Annotated in this window: 21 protein-coding genes; 8 read left to right on the top strand and 13 right to left on the bottom strand. The window is 67.0% G+C overall.

All coding sequences use genetic code 11. From position 1 onward, the window contains the following. Window positions 1-63 precede the first annotated feature (63 nt). The 3 genes from WS87_RS13475 to WS87_RS13465 form a co-directional block, all read right to left on the bottom strand. A complete protein-coding gene (locus tag WS87_RS13475) occupies window positions 64-1,368 on the bottom strand; it encodes an MFS transporter (protein WP_059820267.1) in 1,305 nt (434 codons plus the stop codon). Window positions 1,369-1,498: 130 nt separating this feature from the next. Then, the gene (locus tag WS87_RS13470) at window positions 1,499-2,257 is read right to left on the bottom strand and encodes an SDR family oxidoreductase (protein ID WP_059820268.1); all 759 of its coding nucleotides are present in this window, start codon (window positions 2,255-2,257) and stop codon (window positions 1,499-1,501) included. Between the two features lie 75 nt (window positions 2,258-2,332). After that, window positions 2,333-3,772, bottom strand: coding sequence for an aldehyde dehydrogenase family protein (locus tag WS87_RS13465; RefSeq protein WP_059820269.1), 1,440 nt, complete (start codon window positions 3,770-3,772; stop codon window positions 2,333-2,335). Between the two features lie 263 nt (window positions 3,773-4,035). Here WS87_RS13465 and ppa point away from each other — a divergent pair, with 263 nt between their 5' ends. Next, complete coding sequence (gene ppa / locus WS87_RS13460; RefSeq protein WP_011885693.1) at window positions 4,036-4,563, top strand: inorganic diphosphatase; 528 nt, start codon at window positions 4,036-4,038, stop codon at window positions 4,561-4,563. A gap of 56 nt (window positions 4,564-4,619) precedes the next feature. Here ppa and WS87_RS13455 read toward each other — a convergent pair whose 3' ends face one another. Continuing rightward, on the bottom strand, window positions 4,620-5,477 hold the full coding sequence (locus tag WS87_RS13455; protein ID WP_059820270.1) for a GIY-YIG nuclease family protein: 858 nt from the start codon (window positions 5,475-5,477) through the stop codon (window positions 4,620-4,622). A gap of 105 nt (window positions 5,478-5,582) precedes the next feature. Continuing rightward, window positions 5,583-6,764 carry a GNAT family N-acetyltransferase gene (locus WS87_RS13450; RefSeq protein WP_059820271.1) on the bottom strand — a complete coding sequence of 394 codons (1,182 nt, stop codon included), beginning with the start codon at window positions 6,762-6,764 and terminating at the stop codon, window positions 5,583-5,585. 109 nt (window positions 6,765-6,873) lie between these two features. On the opposite strand from WS87_RS13450, the gene WS87_RS13445 reads away from it, so the two are divergent. Both WS87_RS13445 and WS87_RS13440 read left to right on the top strand, forming a co-directional pair. After that, window positions 6,874-8,580, top strand: a complete 1,707-nt coding sequence (locus WS87_RS13445; protein WP_059820293.1) for an NAD+ synthase — start codon at window positions 6,874-6,876, stop codon at window positions 8,578-8,580. 83 nt (window positions 8,581-8,663) lie between these two features. Continuing rightward, a complete protein-coding gene (locus WS87_RS13440; protein WP_006398637.1) occupies window positions 8,664-9,002 on the top strand; it encodes a P-II family nitrogen regulator in 339 nt (112 codons plus the stop codon). A 168-nt stretch (window positions 9,003-9,170) separates the two neighbouring features. Here the strand turns inward: WS87_RS13440 and WS87_RS13435 are convergent, their stop codons facing one another. Beyond that, the gene (locus WS87_RS13435; RefSeq protein WP_059820294.1) at window positions 9,171-10,256 is read right to left on the bottom strand and encodes a porin; all 1,086 of its coding nucleotides are present in this window, start codon (window positions 10,254-10,256) and stop codon (window positions 9,171-9,173) included. Between the two features lie 575 nt (window positions 10,257-10,831). Next, a complete protein-coding gene (locus WS87_RS13430; RefSeq protein WP_059820295.1) occupies window positions 10,832-11,758 on the bottom strand; it encodes a LysR family transcriptional regulator in 927 nt (308 codons plus the stop codon). A 136-nt stretch (window positions 11,759-11,894) separates the two neighbouring features. On the opposite strand from WS87_RS13430, the gene WS87_RS13425 reads away from it, so the two are divergent. Next, complete coding sequence (locus WS87_RS13425) at window positions 11,895-12,392, top strand: GNAT family N-acetyltransferase (RefSeq protein WP_059820272.1); 498 nt, start codon at window positions 11,895-11,897, stop codon at window positions 12,390-12,392. A gap of 46 nt (window positions 12,393-12,438) precedes the next feature. Here WS87_RS13425 and WS87_RS13420 read toward each other — a convergent pair whose 3' ends face one another. From WS87_RS13420 to WS87_RS13405, 4 genes are all read right to left on the bottom strand, one after another. Beyond that, the gene (locus WS87_RS13420; RefSeq protein WP_059527484.1) at window positions 12,439-13,218 is read right to left on the bottom strand and encodes an ABC transporter ATP-binding protein; all 780 of its coding nucleotides are present in this window, start codon (window positions 13,216-13,218) and stop codon (window positions 12,439-12,441) included. 18 nt (window positions 13,219-13,236) lie between these two features. Next, on the bottom strand, window positions 13,237-13,950 hold the full coding sequence (locus WS87_RS13415; protein ID WP_059820273.1) for an ABC transporter permease: 714 nt from the start codon (window positions 13,948-13,950) through the stop codon (window positions 13,237-13,239). Beyond that, window positions 13,947-14,636 carry an ABC transporter permease gene (locus WS87_RS13410; protein ID WP_059820274.1) on the bottom strand — a complete coding sequence of 230 codons (690 nt, stop codon included), beginning with the start codon at window positions 14,634-14,636 and terminating at the stop codon, window positions 13,947-13,949. Before WS87_RS13410 ends, WS87_RS13415 begins: the two co-directional genes overlap by 4 nt. Before the next feature lie 227 nt (window positions 14,637-14,863). Next, window positions 14,864-15,640 (bottom strand): ABC transporter substrate-binding protein, encoded by a 777-nt coding sequence (locus WS87_RS13405; RefSeq protein ID WP_059451025.1) that lies wholly within the window; start codon window positions 15,638-15,640, stop codon window positions 14,864-14,866. A gap of 367 nt (window positions 15,641-16,007) precedes the next feature. Between WS87_RS13405 and WS87_RS13400 the strand changes: the two genes are divergently transcribed. Beyond that, on the top strand, window positions 16,008-16,706 hold the full coding sequence (locus WS87_RS13400; protein ID WP_059820275.1) for a pirin family protein: 699 nt from the start codon (window positions 16,008-16,010) through the stop codon (window positions 16,704-16,706). A 70-nt stretch (window positions 16,707-16,776) separates the two neighbouring features. Here WS87_RS13400 and WS87_RS13395 read toward each other — a convergent pair whose 3' ends face one another. Continuing rightward, a complete protein-coding gene (locus tag WS87_RS13395) occupies window positions 16,777-17,328 on the bottom strand; it encodes a Spy/CpxP family protein refolding chaperone (RefSeq protein WP_059820276.1) in 552 nt (183 codons plus the stop codon). A gap of 224 nt (window positions 17,329-17,552) precedes the next feature. On the opposite strand from WS87_RS13395, the gene WS87_RS13390 reads away from it, so the two are divergent. Together WS87_RS13390 and WS87_RS13385 are read left to right on the top strand one after the other, a co-directional pair. Next, a complete protein-coding gene (locus WS87_RS13390) occupies window positions 17,553-18,278 on the top strand; it encodes a response regulator (RefSeq protein WP_059527468.1) in 726 nt (241 codons plus the stop codon). Beyond that, window positions 18,262-19,578: an ATP-binding protein gene (locus WS87_RS13385; protein ID WP_059820277.1), complete on the top strand. Its 1,317-nt coding sequence runs from the start codon at window positions 18,262-18,264 to the stop codon at window positions 19,576-19,578. The genes WS87_RS13390 and WS87_RS13385 overlap by 17 nt, the downstream gene beginning before the upstream one ends. Before the next feature lie 40 nt (window positions 19,579-19,618). Here WS87_RS13385 and WS87_RS13380 read toward each other — a convergent pair whose 3' ends face one another. Beyond that, complete coding sequence (locus WS87_RS13380; protein WP_006398649.1) at window positions 19,619-19,885, bottom strand: double-stranded DNA-specific endonuclease; 267 nt, start codon at window positions 19,883-19,885, stop codon at window positions 19,619-19,621. Between the two features lie 505 nt (window positions 19,886-20,390). Between WS87_RS13380 and WS87_RS13375 the strand changes: the two genes are divergently transcribed. Further along, window positions 20,391-22,148 carry an ABC transporter permease gene (locus WS87_RS13375; protein WP_059692265.1) on the top strand — a complete coding sequence of 586 codons (1,758 nt, stop codon included), beginning with the start codon at window positions 20,391-20,393 and terminating at the stop codon, window positions 22,146-22,148. The last annotated feature ends 15 nt before the right edge of the window (window positions 22,149-22,163 follow it).

Raw genomic sequence — 22,163 nt, 5'->3', positions numbered from 1 at the left:
CCAATCGGCCTTCGGGGCTTTTTCATGCATTTCACTGCGGCAGGCACGTCGTCACGTGCGGCATCACCTGTCGACAAGCCGCTTCGGCACCGACAGCGCAAGCAGTCCGCCGAGCACGAGGAACCCGGCGAGCATGTACATGCCTGCATCGTTGGCGCCCGTCGCCTGCTTGAGCCAGCCCATCATGTACGGGCTCAGGAAGCCCGCGAGGTTGCCGATCGAATTGATCATCGCGATGCCCGCTGCAGCGGCCGCACCGCCGAGGAACGCGGTCGGCAGGCTCCAGAACAGCGGCAGCGTCGTCAGGATGCCCATCGTCGCGAGCGTGAGGCCGAGCATCGCGAGCGCCGTCTGGTGCGCCCAGATCACCGACAGCACGAGCCCGAGCGCGCCGAACGCGGCCGGAATCGCGAGGTGCCAGCGTCGTTCGCGGCGCTTGTCCGCGCTGCGCGCGATCAGGATCATCGCGACCACCGCCGCCGCATACGGAACCGCCGACAGCAGGCCGATCATGAACGTGTCGGTCACGCCGGTCGCCTTGATGATCGTCGGCAACCAGAAGCCGACGCCGTACAGCCCCATCACGAACGAGAAGTAGATGAGCGCCATCAGCCACACGCGCGGGCTCGCCATCACCGCGCCGAGCGGCAGGTCTTCCTTCGTTGCTTCTTCCGCGTCGACGTTGCGCGCGAGCAGCGCCTTTTCGTCGTCGGTGAGCCATTTGGCCTTCGCGATCCGGTCGTCGAGCGCGAAGAACACGAGCACGCCGGCCAGCACCGACGGGATCCCTTCGAGCAGGAACAGCCATTGCCAGCCGTGCCAGCCGCTCACGCCGTTGAACGCCTTCAGGATGAAGCCGGAGATCGGCCCGCCGATCACGCCGGACAACGCGACTGCCGTCATGAAGAACGTCGTCATCCGGCCGCGCCGATGCGCGGGATACCAGTAGGTGAGGTACAGGATCACGCCGGGGAAGAAGCCGGCTTCGGCGACGCCGAGCAGGAAGCGCATCACGTAGAACATCGCGGGCGTCGTGACGAACATCGTCAGGATCGAGATCACGCCCCACGTCGCCATGATGCGCGCGATCCAGACGCGCGCGCCGACCTTGTGCAGGATGATGTTGCTCGGCACTTCGAACAGGAAGTAGCCGAAGAAGAAAATCCCGGCGCCTAACCCGTAGACCGTGTCGCTGAGATTCAGGTCGCTCGCCATCTGCAGCTTCGCGAAGCCGACGTTCACGCGGTCGAGATACGCGACCACGTAGCACAGCAGCAGGAGCGGCGTGAGCCGCCAGGACACCTTGCGGTAGGTTGCTTCCTCGAATGCGCCGGACGAGCCCGGCAGCGACTGCGTCGATGTTGCCATGTTGTCTCCAATTCTTGTCGTTGTCCGGACCTGGCGCGTCGGCGCCCGATCCGGTGTCGTGCGAAGCAATGATGATGCTTGGATACGGCGCCGGCGGGCGATGCCGGTGCGGGCAATTACGGCGGTGCGGCTAGATGCAGCGCCCGCCGTCGACTTCGAGGCAGACGCCGGTGATGAACTCGGCTTCGTCGGATGCAAGGTACAGCGCCGCGTTCGCAATGTCCTGCGGCGTCGAAAAGCGGCCGAGCGGAATCGTCGCCAGGAACCGGCGGCGATTCTCCGGTGTGTCCTCGCAGCCCATGAACTCGGTCATCAGGCCCGTCTCGCCGAGCACCGGGTTGATGCAGTTCACGCGGATCCGGTCGGCGCCGAGCTCGGCCGCGAGCGACTTGCTCGCGGTGATCATCGCGCCCTTCGTGCTGTTGTACCAGACGAGGCCCGGGCGCGGCCGCACGCCGGCCGTCGACGCGACGTTCACGAACACGCCGCCGCCCTGGTTGCGGAAATATGGCACGAAGGTCTGCACGCTCCAGAACAGGCTCTTCATGTTGACGGCATACACGCGGTCGAACTCGGCTTCCGTCACGTCGAGCACCGGCTTGTTGCGGTGCGTGGTGCCGGCGTTGTTCACGACGATCTGCACCGAATGGAAATCGTCGAGCGCGGCTTGCAGCAGTGCGCGCCAGTCGGTGTCCTTCGACACGTCGCCCGCGACCGCGATCGCCTTGCCGCCCGCCAGCGCGATCTCGCTCGCGACGCGCTCGGCCGCCGCGCCGTTCAGGTCGTTGACGACGACGTTCGCGCCTTCTCGCGCATAGGTCTTGGCGATACCCTCGCCGAAGCCCGAACCGCCGCCCGTGACGATGGCCGTCTTGCCGCTCAGCCGCATGATGTGTCTCCTGTATTGGAAGCGTGCGTGGTGTTTCGGTGCGCGGCCGGTCATCGCCGGCCGCGTTCGTCCCGTTCAGCCGTGCCGGATCGCGATCGTCTTCAGCGCGGTGAAGCCGTACAGCGCCTCGAAGCCTTTCTCGCGACCATGCCCCGAGTGGCCGACGCCGCCGAACGGCAGCTCGACGCCGCCGCCCGCGCCGTAGTTGTTGATGAACACCTGGCCCGCGCGCAGCCGGCGCGCGAGACGCAGCTGGCGTGCGCCGTCGCGGGTCCAGATGCCGGCGACGAGGCCGTACGGCGTGCCGTTCGCGAGCGCAACCGCTTCGTCTTCGTCGACGAAACGCATTGCGGCAAGCACCGGGCCGAACACTTCTTCTTGCGCGAGGCGGTGCGACGGCGGCACGTCGCGCAGCAGCGCGGGGGCCTGATAGAAGCCGCTTTCGGGCGCCTCGGCGACGACCTGGCCGTGCGCGGCCATCGGAATGCCGTCGTGCTGCGCGTCGGACAGGAAATCCCACACGCGCTGCTGCTGCTTCGCGTTGATCAGCGGGCCGCAGTCGAGATCCGCGCGGCTCGGGCCGACCCGCAGCCCGTTGAAGGCGGTGGCGAGCCGTTCGACGAGCGGCTCGTACACCGCGCGCTCGATCAGCACGCGGCTGCCGGCCGAGCAGGTCTGCCCGCCGTTCTGCACGATCGCCGACACGAGCACGGGCAGCGCCGCGTCGAGATCGGCGTCGGCGAATACGATTTGTGGCGACTTGCCGCCGAGCTCGAGCGTGACGGGGACATGATTCTCCGCCGCCATCTGCGTGACCAGCTTGCCGGTTGCGGGCGAGCCGGTGAACGAGATGTGGTCGATGCCGGGATGGCGCGCGAGTGCGGCGCCTGCTTCATGGCCGTAGCCGGTGACGACGTTCAGCGCACCGGACGGCAGCCCGGCTTCGGCAGCCAGCTCGGCCACGCGCAGCACGGACAGGCACGCATCCTCGGCCGGCTTCACGACGCATGCGTTGCCGGCCGCGAGCGCCGCGCCGACGCTGCGCCCGAAGATCTGCATCGGGTAGTTCCACGGCACGATGTGGCCGGTGACGCCGTGCGGCTCGCGCACCGTGAGCACCGTGTAGCCGGCCTGATAGGGGAGGGTCTCGCCGTGCAGCTTGTCGGCGGCGCCCGCGTAGAACTCGAAGTAGCGCGCGAGCGCGGCGGCGTCGGCACGCGCCTGCTTCAGCGGCTTGCCGGTGTCGCGCGCCTCGATCGCGGCGAGTTCCTCGATGTGGTCGGCGACGCGCGCGGACAGCCGCATCAGCACGCGGCCGCGCTCGGCGGCGCTCGCCGCGCCCCACGGGCCCGCAAACGCGTCGCGGGCCGCGGCGACCGCGCGCTCGATGTCGGGCGCGGTGCCGCGCGCGATCGCCGCGAACGGCTGACCGTCGGATGGGTCGACGACCGGAATCGTCTCCAGTTGCGCGGGCAACGTCCATTCGCCCGCGATGAAGTGCTTCGCCTCTTCCATGCCTGCTCCTGTCGACCCGGGTTGGCGCTTCGGCGCTTGCTCGGGCCCCATGCAAATCTGTTGGTGCTTCAGCGGTTACGCGGATCCCATGCAACGTCGCCCGCGGTTCGATGGCCGGACATCCGGAACGATTATCGCGCCGATCGTCATCCGGACGCCACCGGTCGATTGGCTATAATGGCGCATTCCCTGCGGGGACGCCCGCGGCGGTGCATCGGCTGCGGCGCCCTGTCCCGAATTCCCATCGACCAACAGAGAGCGCTATGAGCTTCAATCATGTTCCGGCCGGCAAGGACCTGCCGCACGATTTCAACGTGATCATCGAGATCCCCGCGCAAAGCGATCCGGTGAAGTACGAGGCGGACAAGGAGCTGGGTCTCCTCGTCGTCGACCGCTTCATCGGCACGGGCATGCGCTACCCGGTGAACTACGGCTACATCCCGCAGACGCTGTCGGGCGACGGCGATCCGGTCGACGTGCTGGTGATCACGCCGTTCCCGCTGCTGGCCGGCTCGATCGTGCGTTCGCGCGTGCTCGGCATGCTGCAGATGACCGACGAGTCGGGCGTCGACGCGAAGCTCGTCGCCGTGCCGCACGACAAGGTCTGCCCGATGACGGCGAACCTGAAGTCGATCGACGACGTGCCCGAGTACCTGAAGGACCAGATCAAGCACTTCTTCGAGCAATACAAGGCGCTCGAGAAGGGCAAGTGGGTGAAGGTCGAAGGTTGGGCCGGCATCGACGCCGCGCACAAGGAAATCGCCGACGGCGCCGCGAACTACAAGAAGTAAGCCGGCAGGCCGGCCTCGCGGCCGGTTCGTTCGGAACGCAAACCGCGCGTGTCTCCTCAGGAGGCCGCGCGGTTTTGTTTTGTGCGCGCGGTGGCGCGTGCGAGGGTTTTCTTGCGGGCCGGCGCCGGCTGGGCGCCAGCACTCGGCGCGGCCTTCGCACGTTTCGCGCCCGTTGCGCGGCGCGCCGGGGCGGCCTCTATGACTTCGGCGGTGGTCTTCCTTGCCGACGGACGGCCGCGCGCCGGGGCGGAAGCAGGGGCGGCGAGTCCGTTCGCAGCAGGCTTGCCGCCGGCTGCCGACGCTTTCCGCTTCGGCAATGCGTTCGTGGCCGGCTTGTTCAGTTTTGCCGGCGTGCCTCGCGAGGCGGTCTTTTTCCCTTCCGTGTCGTCGGCGGTCCCGGTATGTTTCCTGGAGACAGGCGAGGCTTTTGCCGACGTTGGTGTCGTTGCGGCGCGTCGGGTCTTCGCGGTTTTCGCGGACGCGGTCTTTTTTCCGGCAGTTCCGCTCTTCGCGGCCTTATCGCGAGCCTCTTCAGTTTCGGCCGGCCCGTTCGCAATGTCGGCGCGCTTCGCCTTCACCTTCTTCTTTCCGCGTGTGCCGTCCTGCGGCACTGCGGCGTCGACGTTTCCGTCGATCGACATCCCGGCCGGCAACACCGATTCGAGCGTCCGGATCCCGGCCGCCAGCTCGCGTTTCTGCGCGGCCGTGAGCCGCTTCACCCAGTATTCGGCGCGCGATGCGATCGACCGGTCGGGCAGCGGGAACGATGCGAGCACGGCGCGCGGCTTGCGCGAGCGCGTATAGCGCGCGCCCTTGCCGGACGCGTGCTCGTCGAAGCGCGCGGCGACGTCGGTCGTGATGCCCGTGTAGACGCTGTCGTCGGCGCACTCGATCAGATACAGAAACCAGGACATGGGAAGGCGGCGGGATGCGAAGCCGTCAGTGTCTCAGAAATGGCGGGCGTCAACGCCACCGATCGCCGTGACCGTCGCCGAAGCTGATGTGCCGGCCGGCCGATGCTATCCGGCACTCCGCCGGAACGGATCGTGTTCGCGCAGCTCGTCGACGTACGCGTGGATATGCTCGGTCTCTCGTTCGAGAAAGCGCGCGACCGCATCGGAGAACGCCGGATGCGCGAGCCAGTGCGCGGAATGCGTGACGGTCGGCAGGAAGCCACGCGCGAGCTTGTGCTCGCCCTGTGCACCGCCCTCGAACGTGTCGAGCCCGGCCTCGATGCAGAACTCGAGCAACTGGTAATACGCCGTTTCGAAATGCAGGCACGGCACGTGTTCGAGCGCGCCCCAGTAGCGGCCGTACAGCGTGCCGCCGCTGCCGTTCGCGCCGCGCCGGTACACGGCGAGCGAGCTCGCGATCGGCTTCCCGTCGGCTTCGGCGATCACGAGCAGCAGGTTCTCCGGCATCGTCGCGCCGATCGCGCGAAAGAAGTCGAGGTTCAGGTACGGGCTCGAATAGTGCTCGCGGTAGGTCTGCCGGTAGCAGCGCGTGAAGAAGCGCCAGTCGGCGTCGGTGATCTGCTCGCCGGTGAGCCGCCGGAACGTGACACCGGCATCGCGCACCTTGCGCCGTTCCGCGCGGATGTTCTTGCGCTTCTTCTGCTCGAGCGTGCCGAGGAAGTCGTCGAAATCGCGATAGCCGTCGTTGAGCCAGTGGAACTGCACGCCTTCGCGCAGCATCATTCCCATCGACTCGAGCAGCCGCGCTTCGTCTCCGGTCGGGAACAGCACGTGCAGCGACGACACGTCGCTCTGCTCGGCGAACGCCAACAGCGTGGCCGCGAGCTGGCGGCGTGCGTCGTCGTCGGCGGCGAGCAGGCGCGTGCCCTGCACGGGCGTGAACGGCACCGCGCACAGAAGCTTCGGGTAATAGGGCAGGTCGTTGCGCTGATATGCATCGGCCCACGCCCAGTCGAACACGTATTCGCCGTACGAATGCTGTTTCGCGTAGACGGGGGCAGCGGCCGCGAGCCGGCCCGTGCGCGCGTCGGTCAGCGTGACGAAGTGCGGCGACCAGCCGGTGTCGTCGACCGCGCAGCGCGCGACGTGCAGCGCGTCGAGGAATTCGTGGCGCAGGAACGGCGTCGGCTGCGCGTCGCGCTCGAGCAGTGCGTTCCATTCGTCGGCCGGCACCTCCGCGGGGGACGACAGGATGCCCGTGCGATAATCGATGCGTTCGTGTTTCAAGCGTGAATCCGTACTGTTGGATGCCGCCGGATGCGTGCCGCCGTGGCCCGCGTCCGGGACGATTTCGTCAGCCGTTCAGGGCGCGCCGCCGGGCTGCGCCGATCCCGTCATGAAGACCCGACTCGCTCTCGCCCAGATCAACGTCACCGTCGGCGATTTCGCCGGCAACGTCGCGCGGATCGTCGCCGCCGCCCGCGCCGCGCACAACGACGGTGCGCACCTGATGATCGCGCCCGAACTCGCGCTGTCCGGCTACCCGCCGGAAGACCTGCTGCTACGGCCCGCGTTCTACACGGCCGCCGCCGCCGCGCTCGACACGCTCGCCGATGCGCTGCGCGCGTTCGACGGGCTCGCGGTGCTGGTCGGCCATCCGCTGCGGAGCGCGGGCGGCGATCCGCACGCGCCAGCCGTCGATGGTAATGCAAACCGCCCGATCGAGCGCGGCGTGCCGCCGACCGACACCTACAACGCGGTGTCGCTGATCGTCGGCGGCGAGATCGTCGGGACGTACCGCAAGCAGGATCTGCCGAACGCGGACGTGTTCGACGAGAAGCGCTACTTCGCGACGGACACCGAGCCGCTCGTGTTCGAGCTGGACGGCGTCAGATACGGCGTGATCATCTGCGAGGACGCCTGGCATGCGTCGGCCGCGCAGATCGCGAAGGCCGCCGGCGCGCAGGTGCTGCTGATCCCGAACGGTTCCCCGTACCACATGAACAAGGAGGCGCTGCGCATCGACATCCTGCGCGCGCGGATCCGCGAAACGGGGCTGCCGATGGTGTACGTGAACCTCGTCGGCGGCCAGGACGAGCTCGTGTTCGACGGCGGCTCGTTCGTGCTCGACGCGCAGGGAACGCTCGTCGCGAAGATGCCGCAGTTCGACGAAGGGCACGCGATCGTCGAGTTCGACGGGGCGCGCCCGCTGCCCGGCGCGATCGCGCCCGAGTTGCCGGTCGACGCGCAGGTCTATCGCGCGCTCGTGACCGGCGTGCGCGACTACATCGGCAAGAACGGTTTTCCCGGCGTGCTGATCGGGCTGTCGGGCGGTGTCGATTCGGCGCTGGTGCTCGCGGTCGCCTGCGACGCGCTCGGGCCCGAGCGCGTGCGCGCGGTGATGATGCCGTCGCGCTACACGGCCGACATCTCGACCACCGACGCGGCGGAGATGGCGCGGCGCGTCGGCGTGCGCTACGACGAGATCGCGATCGCGCCGATGTTCGACGCGTTCCGTGCGGCGCTCGCGGGCGAATTCGCGGGCCGCGCGGAGGACGCGACGGAAGAGAACATCCAGGCGCGCATCCGCGGCACGCTGCTGATGGCGCTGTCGAACAAATTCGGCTCGATCGTGCTGACGACCGGCAACAAGAGCGAGATGGCGGTCGGTTACTGCACGCTGTACGGCGACATGGCCGGCGGCTTCGCGGTGATCAAGGACATTGCGAAAACGCTGGTCTACCGGCTGTGCCGCTATCGCAACGCAACGACGGACTACGGGCTGCGCGACGTGATTCCCGAGCGAATCCTGACGCGTGCGCCGTCGGCCGAGCTGCGCGAGAACCAGACGGACCAGGACAGCCTGCCGCCGTACGACGTGCTCGACGCGATCATGCGGATGTACATGGAGGAGGACCGGCCGCTCGCGGAGATCGTCGCGGCCGGCTATGCGGAGGCCGACGTCGCGCGCGTGACGCGGCTCATCAAGGTCAACGAATACAAGCGCCGCCAGGCGCCCATCGGCATTCGCGTCACGCATCGCGCATTCGGGCGCGACTGGCGCTATCCGATCACGTCACGCTTTACCGAACGTCTCGACTGAGCCGCGCTGGGCCGTACGCGGCCGGCCGGCTTACAATCGGGATCGCGATTCTGCATCCAAACGAGCATTGAGGGACAACCATCATGAAACGCATCACCGCCATCATCAAGCCGTTCAAGCTGGACGAAGTCCGCGAAGCGCTCGCCGAAGTGGGCCTCACCGGCCTGACCGTGACGGAAGTGAAGGGCTTCGGCCGCCAGAAAGGGCACACCGAGCTGTATCGCGGCGCCGAATACGTGGTCGACTTCCTGCCGAAGATGAAGATCGAGGTGGTCGTCGCGGAAGCGCAGGTCGACCAGGTGATCGACGCGGTGATCGGCGCGGCGCGCACCGGCAAGATCGGCGACGGCAAGATCTTCGTGTCGGACGTCGAACGCGTGATCCGCATCCGCACCGGCGAAGAGAACGAAGCGGCGGTCTGAGCGCCGCTTCGGGCACGGTCGACCCAATCGGTCGATCGGGCCGTGGATCGTACGATCCCGGCCCGCCAATAAAAAACGGTGCGGATACCCGGAAGGGTACCGCACCGATACGCGCCTCTCGCAGCAGCGTGGAAAGTGTTGTCGAATCGTTCTCTGGACGGCGCCTGATCAGAACAGGTGCTGGATGCCGGCGTAGACGCCGGTCTGGCTGCCGCCCGGATGCGGGTTGCCCGTCGAGACGTCGGTACCCGCGCCGTTTGCGTTCAGGCCGAAGTTCGCGGTCTTGCTGTTGCGTACCGTCGCGACTTGCACGTCGAACAGCGTGCGCTTCGAGATGTTGTACGAGCCGCCGACCGTGTAGATGTTCGCGTTGCCGCCGCCGTGGTTGGCATTCACGTGGTACACGGCCGCGATCAGCGCTGCCGCCGGCGTTGCCTGCCACGTCACGCCGCCCCAGACTTGCTGGGTGCCGGTGATGCCGTTGTTGACGGCCGGGCCGCCGCTGCCGTCCGCGTGCGACGATTGGTAGGCCGCCTGCACCTTGAACTGGCCGAGGAACACGTTCACACCCGCGAAGTATTCACGCGAGTAGTTGAACACGTCCGAGAAGCGGCCGTTGCTGTCGCGCGTTTCGTCGTAGATGCCGCGCAACTGGAACAGCGAGTTCGTATAGGTGATCTGCGCGCCGGCTGCACGACCCGGCTGGCCGGCCGTCGTGTTGCCATTGAAGCTGGTCGAGTTCGAGAACGCGAACTGGCCGTAGAAGTCGAGGCCGTAGAGCGACGGCGACTGGTACGACACGTTGTTGCTGGTCTTGTTCCAGTTGCGGCCGCGCACCAGCGATGCCGACGACCAGCTCGACTGGCCCAGCGGATCGAAGTCCCACACGCCGTTTGCGATCGCGAGTTCGCGACCCAGCAGCAGCGTACCGTAGCGGTCGTTCGAGATACCGACGGTCGCGAAACGATCCCAGATCGAGCCGGACGTGCCGAGACCGCCGTTCATCGTGTTGAACGCGCCTTCGAGGTGGAACAGGACCTTGTTGCCGCCGCCGATGTCCTCACTGCCCTTCAAGCCCCACAGGCTCGTGCCCCAGTCGCCGCTTTCTGCGCGAACGCGATGGCCATCCTGCAGCCCGTTCATGTACTCGAGGCCGGCATCCAGGCGACCATACAGCGTGACGCTGCTCTGCGCGTGCGCCGTAACCACCCCAGCAGCCATCAGCGCGGCCGCGACCAAAGCTTTCTTCATCATCTCCTCCATACCCTGTCAAAAAGTCAACCCAGACTGCACGAGATGCCCGGAGCGCGAGCGCCGGGCAAAAGCGAAAAGCGGGATAACCAGGGAGACCTCGTGCAGGGCCGGTAAGCGCGGCACGCGGGCAAGCGGACGGAAAACCGTTGAGCGGTCCCGCGCGGCCGGGTCGGCTTGCGGGGTCTCCTTGTTGTGTCGTGAAGCTAAACTACATTTCACGAACTTCGTTTTGCTACTTTGGTTACTAATTTAGCAAAAATACAATTTTGTGGCGATGGAAATCGTTGTTTGACTAACCGCTGTCGCCAATTTGCCATGCAACACCGTGCGCGATGGGTGCCCAAAGGGGCGTCGATTCCCGGAAAACCCTTGTCACACAAGGGAGACATGGATTCGATACGCATGGGTCAAGGATTGCCACTATTGACGCCATCGGGGCGCGAGCGTAAGCGCTGCAGAGACGAAATTGGTAAGTATTTCGTAATGATTTGGCGGGGGTCAGCCGTTGCCGGGCGAGGCCCGAAACGCTTGTCCGGCAACGGCTGACCGCCGCCCGCCGTGGAAGCGCGCCAGGCTCAAGCGGATGCCGCCCGGGCGTCGAGCAACTGCGCGCGAAGCCATCGGTGCGCGTCGGTGCGCGCGTGCTTCGCGTGCGAGTAGATTTTCACCGTGTAGCGCGGGATCTCGAACGGCGCGGGGAAGATGCGGATCGGCGCCGCGTGGCGCAGCGCCTGCGCGGCACGGTTCGGCACCGTCATCAGGAGTGCCGATTCCGCGATCACGAACGGCGCGGCCAGCACGCTGGGCAACTGCACGGCGACCTGCCGCGCGAGGCCGAGCCGGTCGAGCACGTAGTCGACGACGCCGCGCGACTCGTTCCATGGCGTGACGATCACGTGGCGTGCTGCGAGGTACTGATCGAGCGTCAGCCGCCGGCGGATGTCCGGATGCGTGGCGCTCGCGATCACCACGTAGTCGTCCGAGAACCAGTCGAAATCCTCGATGCCCGGCGCGTCGGCGGCCGACTCCTCGTGATAGCCGAGCGCGAAGTCGATGCGTCCGGCCGCGAGTTCGTCGATCGAAATCTTGCGTTCGGAGTGGACGACGCGGATCCGCAGCCGCGGGGCGACCTGCTCGATGCGCGCGAGCAACGCCGGCAGCACGGCGAATGCCGTGTAGTCGCTCGCGGCGAACACGAACGTGCGGTCGCTTTGCGCGGGATCGAACCGGCGCGCGCGGGCGAGCCCCTTCGACATCGTGTCGAGCGCATCGCCGGCCCAGGTGGCGATGTCGTCGGCGCGCACGGTCGGCTGCATCTCGTTGCCGAGCCGCACGAACAGCGCATCGCCGATCGCGTCGCGCAGCCGGGCGAGCGCGTGGCTCAGCGCGGACGGGCTCATCGCCAGTTCGTGCGCGGCCGCGGCGACCGACCTGTGGCGGTACAACGCGTCGAACGCGAGCAGCAGGTTCAGGTCGAGACGGCGCAGGTCGGGATGCATCATATTCATGTCTGGATGAAGAAACTGCACTTCCTGCAGTTGAACCGCGAACGTAGCATGTCGATCTGTCCGACGCCAGGCTCGCTTGCGCGGGCGCCGCATTCCGTTTTCAGTCCGGGCCGAAGGAGGGCTCCTCACCGTGCAAATCGACATTCGTTCTGCCGCCGTCGCCGACGTGCCGCAAATCCTGCGCTTCATCACCGAGCTGGCCATCTACGAGAAGGCGGAGCATGAAGTGGTCGCGACACCTGCGTCGCTCGAGCGCAGCCTGTTCGGCGAAGGAACGCCGGCGCGCGCGCTGATCTGCGAGGTCGACGGCGAGCCGGCCGGCTTCGCCGTGTATTTCTCGTCGTACTCGACGTGGCTCGGCCGCCAGGGGTTGTATCTCGAGGATCTGTACGTATCGCCGCGCTTTCGCGGCGCGGGTGCCGGGCTGCGGCTGCTGAAGGCGCTCGCGCGCATCGCCGTGGACACCGGCTGCGGGCGCTTTGAATGGAGCGTGCTCGACTGGAACGAGCCGGCGATCCGCTTCTACGAAAGCGTCGGCGCGGCGCCGCAAAGCGAATGGGTGCGCTACCGGCTCGCGGGCGATGCGCTGCGCGCGTTCGCCGACGGCGCACCGGTGGACGCCGTGTAAACGCAAAACGGGCGCCGCATGGCGCCCGTCCGCGTGTCGTCGCGCGTTACTTGAGGCTGCCCGACAGGAACCCGCGCAGGCGTTCGCTCTTCGGGTTGGCGAACACCTCGGACGGCACGCCTTCCTCCTCGACGCGCCCCTGGTGCAGGAACATCACGTGATTCGACACGTTGCGCGCGAAGCCCATCTCGTGCGTGACGACGATCATCGTGCGGCCTTCCTCGGCCAGCTTCTGCATCACCTTCAGCACTTCACCGACCAGTTCCGGGTCGAGCGCCGACGTGGGCTCGTCGAACAGCATGACGTCCGGATGCATCGCCAGCGCGCGCGCGATCGCGACACGCTGCTGCTGCCCGCCCGACAGATGCGACGGATACTGCTTCTCGACGCGCGGCGCGAGGCCGACCTTTTCGAGATACTCGCGCGCACGGTCTTCGGCTTCCTTCTTCGGGATGCCGAGCACGTTGACGGGCGCTTCCATCACGTTCTCGATCACGTTCATGTGCGACCAGAGATTGAAATGCTGGAACACCATCGACAGCTTGGTGCGCACGCGTTGCAGCTGCTTCGAATCGGCCGCACGCAGCGCGCCCGTCTTGTCCGGCGTGGTGCGCACTTCCTCGCCGTCGACGATGATGCGGCCCGCGTTCGGCTGCTCGAGGAAGTTGATACAGCGCAGCATCGTGCTCTTGCCGGAACCGGACGAGCCGATCACGCTGATCACGTCGCCCGAGTTCGCCTTCAGCGACACGCCCTTGAGCACCTCGTTGTCGCCGTACCGCTTGTGCAGATCGTCGACGAAAAGCTTTTGAGTCTGGGAATTCATCAATAGTCCTGCGAAAACTTACTTGCCTTGCGGGCGCAGATACGCGAGCCAGCGACGCTCGGCCTGGCGGAACAGCCACACGAGCGTGAACGAGATCGCGAGATAGAGCAGGGCGGCGATCCCGAATGCGTGGAACGACATGTAGGTCGCCGAGTTTACGTCGCGCGCGATCTTCAGGATGTCCGGCACGGTCGCGGTGAACGCGACGGTGGTCGCGTGCAGCATCAGGATCACTTCGTTGCTGTAGAGCGGCAGCGCGCGGCGCAGCGCCGACGGCAGGATCACGCGGCGATACATCGTGAAGGTGGACATCCCGTATGCGCGCGCGGCCTCGATCTCGCCGTACGACGTCGCCTTGATCGCGCCCGCGAAGATCTCGGTGGTGTACGCGCAGGTGTTCAGCGTGAACGCGAGCAGCGTGCAGTGCATCCCGTCGCGGAAGAACGCGTCGAGCAGCGGCGTGCCGCGCACGACCTGCAGGCTGTAGAGGCCGGTGTAGCAGAGCAGCAATTGCACGTAGAGCGGCGTGCCGCGGAACACGTACGTGTAAAGCCACACGGCGCTCGACAGCCACTTCCTTTTCGACACGCGGGCCACCGCGAGCGGCACCGACAGGCAGAAGCCGAGGCCGATCGACACGACCAGCAGCCACAGCGTGATCGCGACGCCGGTGATCCGGAAGCCGTCGGTGTAGAGGTAGTTGCGCCAATATTCTTGGATGAGTTCGATCATAGGTCAGCCTTGCGGACACCGGTCGAGTAGCGCTTTTCGAGCCAAATCAGCACGAAGTTCGAGATCGTCGTGATGGCGAGGTAGACCGCACCGGCGATCAGCGTGAAGAAGAAGAACCGCAGCGTGCCCTTGCCGGCGTCCTGCGACGCCTTCACGACGTCCGCGAGGCCGATGATCGACACCAGTGCGGTCGACTTCACGAGCACCTGCCAGTTGTTGCCGATGCCCGGCAGCGCGAAGCGCATCATCTGCGGGAACATGATCCGCGTGAACACCTGCCAGTTGGTCATCCCGTACGCGCTGCCGGCCTCGAGCTGGCCGCGCGGCACCGACAGGAATGCGCCGCGGAAGGTCTCGGTGAAGTACGCGCCGTAGATGAAGCCGAGCACGAGCACGCCGGCGAGGAACGGATCGATGTCGATCTGGTCCCAGCCGAGTGCGTCGGTCGCCATGTTCAGCCAGATCTGCAGGCTGTAGAACAGCAACAGCATCAGCACGAGGTCGGGCACGCCGCGGATCAGCGTGGTGTAGACGGTGCCGGCGCCGTTCGTGAAGCGATTGCGCGACAGCTTCGCGCCCGCACCGAGCAGGCCAAGCAGGAACGACAGCGCGAGCGAAAGCACCGCCAGTTTGACGGTTTGCCAGGTGCCTGCGAGGATCAGCGGGCCGTAGCCTTGTAGAAACATATGTGGTCCCTGGTGTGGTCCCGGACGGCGCACGCGGTGCGCCGCGAAAGACGCGCCCGCCAAGCTGCGCGGAACGCCCCGTGCGTATCATGACCGTCCGCCCCGGCAACGGTGCCGGGCCAGCCCGTCGCGGGGAGCGGCGGGCGAGGCGCGGGCGGCGCGTGGTGGACTGCCTGTACTGCCGGACGCGGGGCGCCCCCGCATCCGCTTCCCGTCATTGTCTGCGCTCAGCGAGCCGAGTAGACGCTGAACGAGAAATACTTGTGCGACAGCCGATCGTACGTGCCGTCCTTGTGCATGTCGGCCAGCGCCTTGTTGATCTTGAGCTTCAGGTCCGTGTCTTCCTTGCGCAGGCCGATCGCGGTGCCGTCGCCGATCGTCTTCGGATCCTTCACTTCCGGACCGGCGAACGCGAAGCCCTTGCCGCGCGGCGTGCGCAGGAAGCCGTAGTCGGCCTGCAGTTCATCCTGCAGCGTCGCGTCGAGGCGGCCCGAGCCGAGATCGGCATAGACCTGGTCCTGGTTCTGGTAAGGAATGATCGTGACGCCTTGCGGTTCCCAGTACGCCTTCGCGTAGGATTCCTGCGTCGAACCCTGCTCGACGCCGACGCGCTTGCCCTTGAGCGACGCAACCGTCGGCAGCAGCGGCGAGCCGGCCTTCGCGATCATCCGCGCGGGCGCGTCGTACACCTTGTCGGAGAAGTCGATCTGCTCGCGACGCTTGTCCGTGACGGTCAGCGACGACACGATGACGTCGTACTTCTTCGCCTTCAGCGCGGGAATGATCCCGTCGAGATCCTGCGCGACCCACACGCACTTCACGTTGATGCGCTTGCAGATTTCCTTGGTGAGATCGACGTCGAAACCGACGATCTCGCCGCTCGGCGCGGTCGACTCGAACGGCGGGTAGCTGGCATCGACACCGATCCGCACGGTCTTCCATTCTTTCGCGAAGGCGCTGCCCGCCACGAGGGCGAGGGCGGCGCACAGGGCGGCCTTCTTCATTTCCATCCTTTTGTCGCTCACTTCCGGGGGGCGCTCGCGGCCGGTCGGGCCGGGCGCCGCGGCGTATTCTAGACGGCCAAAATTCGTGTTTCGGCGCGCGGGCAACGGCGCTCGCCGGACGGGCGAACGCCAAAAGGGCGGTATTTTACCCGAACGCGATACCCGGAAAACGGCAATCCGGCGCGACCGATGGATTCTTCGATCCGGGCGTTGCGGCAATCGTGGTATTCACAACGAGCATTGCGCCGATTGGATTCGTGGGTGCAACGATGCGGTGCGCGAGCGGCGGATTGTGGCGCGCTTGGCGCGCCCCTACAGTGCAGGTAAACCCGAAGAAAGAATGTCTGCCTGCCGGAGTGCCCGCCCCATGTTCCAGATCCGCCGCGCCGCCGACCGCTGCCACACGCGCCAAGGCTGGCTCGAGTCGAGTCACAGTTTTCCGCTTGTCGGCGACGCCGAGGCCGCCCATCCGCCGTTCGGCGCGCTGCGCGTGCTGAGCGAGGACCGGATCGCGCCGACGCGCGGCTTGGGGATGCAGCCGCGCCGCGACCTCGAAATCGTCACTTACGTGCTGGACGGCGCGCTCGCGCACCGCGACAGCCTTGGCAACGGCGCGATCGTGCGGGCCGGCGGCATCCAGCGGATGAGTGCCGGCACGGGGCTCATGCACAGCGAAACCAATGCGTCGCGCGACCGGGTGCTGCATCTGCTGCAGATCTGGCTGCAGCCGGCCGAGCGCGGCGGGCGGCCCGGTTACGCGGAGCGGCATTTCGCCGACGACGAGAAGCGCGGCCGCCTGCGGCTCGTCGCGTCGCCGGACGGCGGCGACAGCGCGCTGTCGATCGGTGCGGATGCGCGGATTTTCGCGGGGCTGATCGACGGTGACGAGGAGGCGGTATTCGGTGTGCCGGCCGGACGTGGCATTTATGTGCACGTGGCGCGTGGCGACGTGGAGGTCAACGGCCACGCGCTGGCTGCGGGCGACGGCGCGCGGATCGCCGGGGTGGAAGCGATCGCGTTCGCACGCGGCCGGGCGGCCGAGGTGCTGCTGTTCGACGTCGCTTGAAACGAAACAGGGGACGCGGGCCGAGTACCCGCGTCCCCTGCGAAGCCGCCCGGGGAGGCGGCCCGCCGGCTTACTGCGCCGGCGCCGACGCGGCCTTGGCCGCGCGGTGCTCCTGCCAGCGTTCCTTCATCTTCTCGTGACGCTGTTCCATCCGCGCGAACTGCTGCTTCAGCGCGGTGCTGACCGTCGTCTTCTGCTGGTCGTTCAGTCCGTTGTAGAACGCGAGCCAGGCGGCCGAGCTTTGCTCGCGCAACTGCGCATTCTGCTGCTCGGCCTGCTGGCGGGCGGCGTGCATCGCGTTCAGGTCGAGGATCGGCTGATTCTGCTGCGCCTTGAACTGCTCGCGCATCTGCTCGTGGCTCTTGCGCATCGCTTCATGGTTCTGCTTCATCGTGTTGACGGCCGTCTGCCATTGCTGCTCCTGCGATGCGTTGAGTTTCAGCTGATCGTGCAGCTTCATGATCACGCCGAACGGGCCGCCGTCATGGCCGCCGTGCATCTGGTGCATGCCGGGGCCACCCGGCGGCGGCATGTCGTTGGGCTGCGCGGCATGCGCGGTGCCGAATGCGAGAGCGAGCACGGTGGCGGTCGCGATGGCCACGCGGGAAGTCTTCTTATACATTTCAGAAACTCCTGTATCCAAAGGGTCCGGCGATGCGGTGCGCGGGTGACCCGTGTGCCGCATCCGGTAAGACGCAGGTTAGCGGTGCGTGCCCCGGCGGGTGTTACGCGGGGCGGCTGCCGGGTTACGGTGCATTACAGTTCCCTTGCGCCGTAACCCGCAGTAACCCTTTCGTTCCTTTGTTTCGTTCTTCGACTCCGCACTCGCGCGGTAAACTTCGAGCCATGACTACCCAGATCCTCATCGTCGACGACGACCAAGAACTCCGTGACCTGCTGCGCGACTATCTCGTGCGCCAGGGGATGGAAGTGTCCGTGCTGCACGACGCGGCGACGCTCGAGAAGCGTCTCGAGCGCGAGCGGCCCGACCTGATCGTGCTGGACCTGATGATGCCGGGCGTCGACGGCCTGACCGCGCTGCGCCAGCTGCGCGCGGCCGGCGACGACATCCCCGTGATCATGCTGACGGCGCGCGCGGACGACGTCGACCGCATCGTCGGGCTCGAGCTCGGCGCGGACGACTACCTCGGCAAGCCGTTCAACCCGCGCGAGCTGCTCGCGCGCGTGCAAGCCGTGCTGCGCCGCCGCCGGGCGACGCCGTCGGCGGCGGCGCCCGAGCAGCGCGAGCCGTTCGCGTTCGGCCGTTTCGTGCTCGACTTCCAGGCGCGCACGCTGGCGGTCGACGGCAAGCCGGCAACGCTGTCGAGCAGCGAATTCGCGCTGCTGAAGATCTTCGTGAACCACGCGCTGCGCACGCTCACGCGCGAGCGGTTGCTCGAGCTGCTGCACGGGCCCGAGTACGACGGCACCGACCGCGGCATCGACGTCCAGGTGTGGCGCCTGCGCCGCATCCTGGAAACGGATCCGTCGACGCCGCGCTTCATCCAGACGGTCCGCGGGCGCGGCTACGTGTTCGTGCCCGACGGCGAGGCCCATGCGCAAACCCATTGATTCACTGTTCGGACGGCTGGCGCTGCTGGTCGTCGGCGTGCTGCTCCTGTCGCACTTCGCGTGGTTCTTCGCGATGCGCCTCGAGCGCAGCCAGATGCAGACGCGTTACGCGGTCGAGGAGGCTGCCTTCCTCGTCGATGCCGTGCGCCAGCACGTCGAGCGCACGCCCGACCAGCCGCTGCCGTCGCGGGTGCGGCTGGTGTCGCCGGACAGTCCGGACGTGCCGACGAGCGCAGGCTCGAATCTGCCGGCGCCGCTCAAGCGTTTTCGCGACGACGTGAGCGAGCGCATGCCGGCCGGCACCCTGGTCGAGATCGGCGCGCCGGGCCACCCGCCGGTGTTGTGGGTCAAGGAGCCGACCGACCGCAACTGGATCGTGGTGCCGGTGCAGCCGCTGCGCCCGCCGCGCTCGCTCGACCGGATGCTGCTGTGGCTCGGCACGATCTTCTCGGCAGGCGTGATCGCCGCGCTATTCGCGGCCTGGCAGTTGCAGCAGCCACTGCGTTCGCTGGCGCGCGCGGTCGCGCGCTTCGGCCGCGGCCAGCCGGTGCCGCCGCTGCGCGAGCGCGGCCCGCGCGAGCTGCGTCAGCTCACGCATGGCTTCAATCAGATGGTGGAACAGGTGTCGCAGGCCGAGAGCGATCGCGCGGTGATGCTGGCTGGCGTCGCGCACGACCTGCGCACGCCGCTCGCGCGGATGCGCCTGCGCGCGGAAATGATGGACGACGCGCGGCTGCGCGACGGCGTGGTGCGCGATGTCGACTCGATGTCGCACATCGTCGACCAGTTCCTCGTGTTCGCGCACGGCGGGGCGGACCGCAGCGAGCCCGTGCCGGTCGACCACACCTGCGAGCGGATCGCGCGCAGCTATCGCGCGGTCGCACCGAACGCACCGGCGGTCCAGACGCATCTGGCCGCCGACGGAGGTTTCCGCCTGCCGACCGCGACGCTCGACCGGATCCTGTCGAACCTGCTGGACAATGCGCATGCGTACGGCGCGCCACCCGTGCTCATCGAGACGTTGCGTACGCCGACGGGTTACGTGTTGTCGGTCAGCGACAGCGGCGGCGGGATCGCGCCGCGCGACCTGGCGGCCGCGACACGGCCGTTCGTGCGGCTCGACCCAGCGCGCGGCGGCAATGGCCACAGCGGGCTCGGGCTCGCTATCGTCGAGCGGCTGGTGCTGAGGCTGGGCGGGGCGTGCGAGATCGGCAATCGTCCCGAGGGCGGCCTGCGCGTGGCGATGACGTTCCCGTTCGACGTGGTGCCGAAGGACGAACTGCACGCCCAGGCCGCGTAAGCGGCGGATGCGGCGCCTGCCGGGCAGGCGCCGCGCGGCATCATTCGCCGAATAGCGTGCCGAGCGTCTCGGCGGCGTTGCTGTCGATGGTGTTGTAGGTCACGCTCGTGGCCTCGAAGATATAGACAGTCGTATAGCGGCCAAGGCGCTCCAGAATCTCGTCCTGCAGCGATTCCGGCACGACGTTCATGTTCAGGTACCATGCCGTCGACGACAGCCGCGTCTGGAACGACCCATATTCCTGCATCAGCTCGTAGAACGCATCGGCATCCTGATCGCGGCAGACGATCACCAAGTTTCCTGCCATTCCCTTCCTCCCGCTGGTCGGTCGATCCCTGGCGGCAGTGGTCGACACCGACGCCAGGGGCTAGCCCCGATCATACCTGCTTCGCCGCAATCGTCCGATGACGTCCGGCATGGTTTGCGTCCGCATGCGGCTGGCGGGTTCCCGGCCGGCCCGGATCACGGCATAATTCGGGGCCTGCATGCCGGCCGGAGGACTGCGGCCGGGCTGCTCCGCATCGCACGCCTGCTGTTCACCCGCGTGCCGGGCACGATCCGTGCGCCGTCCGCGCGTCGCATGGCACCGCGCCGGCCCCGGACGGTTGAACCTGAAATACAGGTTGGTGTAGTGTCGTGCCGTCGCGGCCTGACTCGCCGCGCCGGGGGCGCAGCGTGCACGCACGGCGCCTCGCGCCGGCGTCAGATCGTGAATCAATCGAATTACCGCGTCGAATTACCGCGCCCGTGCGCTTTGCCATGAATCAACATCGTCTGCCGGCTTCGTTCGGCCTTACCGGGGAGGGCGCCTGATGGACGTCGGATTCTTCAATCCGAACCGGACCGCCAACGCGTCCGCGTGGCGCGTTCTGCCGAACCGGTGGGACTTCATCGCGTTCCCGCTGATCATCTGCCTGATCGCGATGGCGGTCGTCGGCTTTCATGAAACGATGGCGCCGATCGGGACCCTTCAAACCCAGAAGATCTCGCTCGATCCGTCGAACCTGCCCGAATACGCGTTGCGCACCACGCTGCGGATGCTCGCCGCGATGGTCGCGTCGCTCGCGTTCACGCTGGTCTACGGCACGCTCGCCGCGAAAAGCCGCCGCGCCGGCATGGTGCTGATCCCGATTCTCGACATCCTGCAGTCGGTGCCGGTGCTCGGCTTCATCTCGTTTACGGTCACGTTCTTCCTCGCGCTGTTCCCGAGCCGCGTGCTCGGCGCCGAACTGGCCGCGATCTTCGCGATCTTCACGAGCCAAGCGTGGAACATGACGTTCAGCTTCTACCAGTCGCTGCGCACGGTGCCGCGCGATCTGGACGAAGTGTCGCGCGGCTTCCACCTGACGTCGTGGCAGCGCTTCTGGAAGCTCGAGGTGCCGTTCTCGATGCCGGGGCTGATCTGGAACATGATGATGTCGATGTCGGGCGGCTGGTTCTTCGTCGTCGCATCGGAGGCCATCACCGTCGGCAACCAGACCATCACGCTGCCCGGGATCGGCGCGTATCTCGCGCAGGCGATCTCGGACAAGAACCTCGGCGCGATCGGCTGGGTGATCCTGACGATGACGGTGGTGATCCTGGCCTATGACCAGTTCCTGTTCCGCCCGCTGATCGCGTGGGCCGACAAGTTCCGGATGGAGAACACCGCGTCGGGCGACGCGCCGCAATCCTGGCTGCTCGACCTCGTGCGCCGTACGCGCCTGATCCATCAACTGCTCGTGCCGGCCGGCTGGTTCTTCGCGAAGGCCGCGCGGATTCCGCTGCGTCTGCCGGTGTCGGGCGCGATGCGCTTCACGCTGCCCAAGGTCGAGAAGAAGGCGTCGCGCACGGTCGACATCGCGTGGGCGGTGCTCGTGCTGCTCGGCACGGCCTATATCGTGTGGCGTGTCGTCAGCTTCGTGTCGACCGGCGTGACGATGGCCGAAGTCGGCCACGTGATCGTGCTCGGGCTCATCACGCTGCTGCGCGTGGTCGTGCTGATCTCGATCGCGTCCGTGATCTGGGTGCCTGTGGGGGTGTGGGTCGGGCTGCGCCCGAAACTCGCCGAGAAGCTGCAGCCGCTCGCGCAGTTCCTCGCCGCGTTCCCGGCAAACCTGCTGTTCCCGGTGTTCGTGATCGTGATCGCGCGCTTCCACCTGAACGCCGACATCTGGCTGTCGCCGCTGATCGTGCTCGGCACGCAGTGGTATATCCTGTTCAACGTGATCGCGGGCGCGACGTCCTATCCGAACGACTATCGCGAAGCCGCGACGAACTTCCGGATCCGCGGCTGGCAGTGGTGGCGTCAGGCGATCCTGCCCGGCATCTTCCCGTACTACGTGACCGGCGCGATCACCGCATCGGGCGGCGCGTGGAACGCGAGCATCGTGTCGGAAGCGGTGCAGTGGGGCACGACCCGGATCGAGGCGCACGGCCTCGGCGCCTATATCGCGCAGACCACCGCCGCTGGCGACTTTCCGAAGATCATCCTGGGCATCGCCGTGATGTCCCTGTTCGTTACCCTGTTCAACCGCCTGCTGTGGCGCCCGCTGTATGCCTTCGCCGAAGCGAAGCTGCGGCTCGACTGAGACCGATTGAGAGCG

Origin of the sequence: Burkholderia sp. MSMB0856, assembly GCF_001524645.2 — a bacterium.
In the GTDB taxonomy this organism is placed as follows: Bacteria; Pseudomonadota; Gammaproteobacteria; order Burkholderiales; family Burkholderiaceae; genus Burkholderia; species Burkholderia diffusa.
Note: the sequence above shows the minus strand (reverse complement) of the source record. Positions and strands in the feature narration are given on the sequence as shown.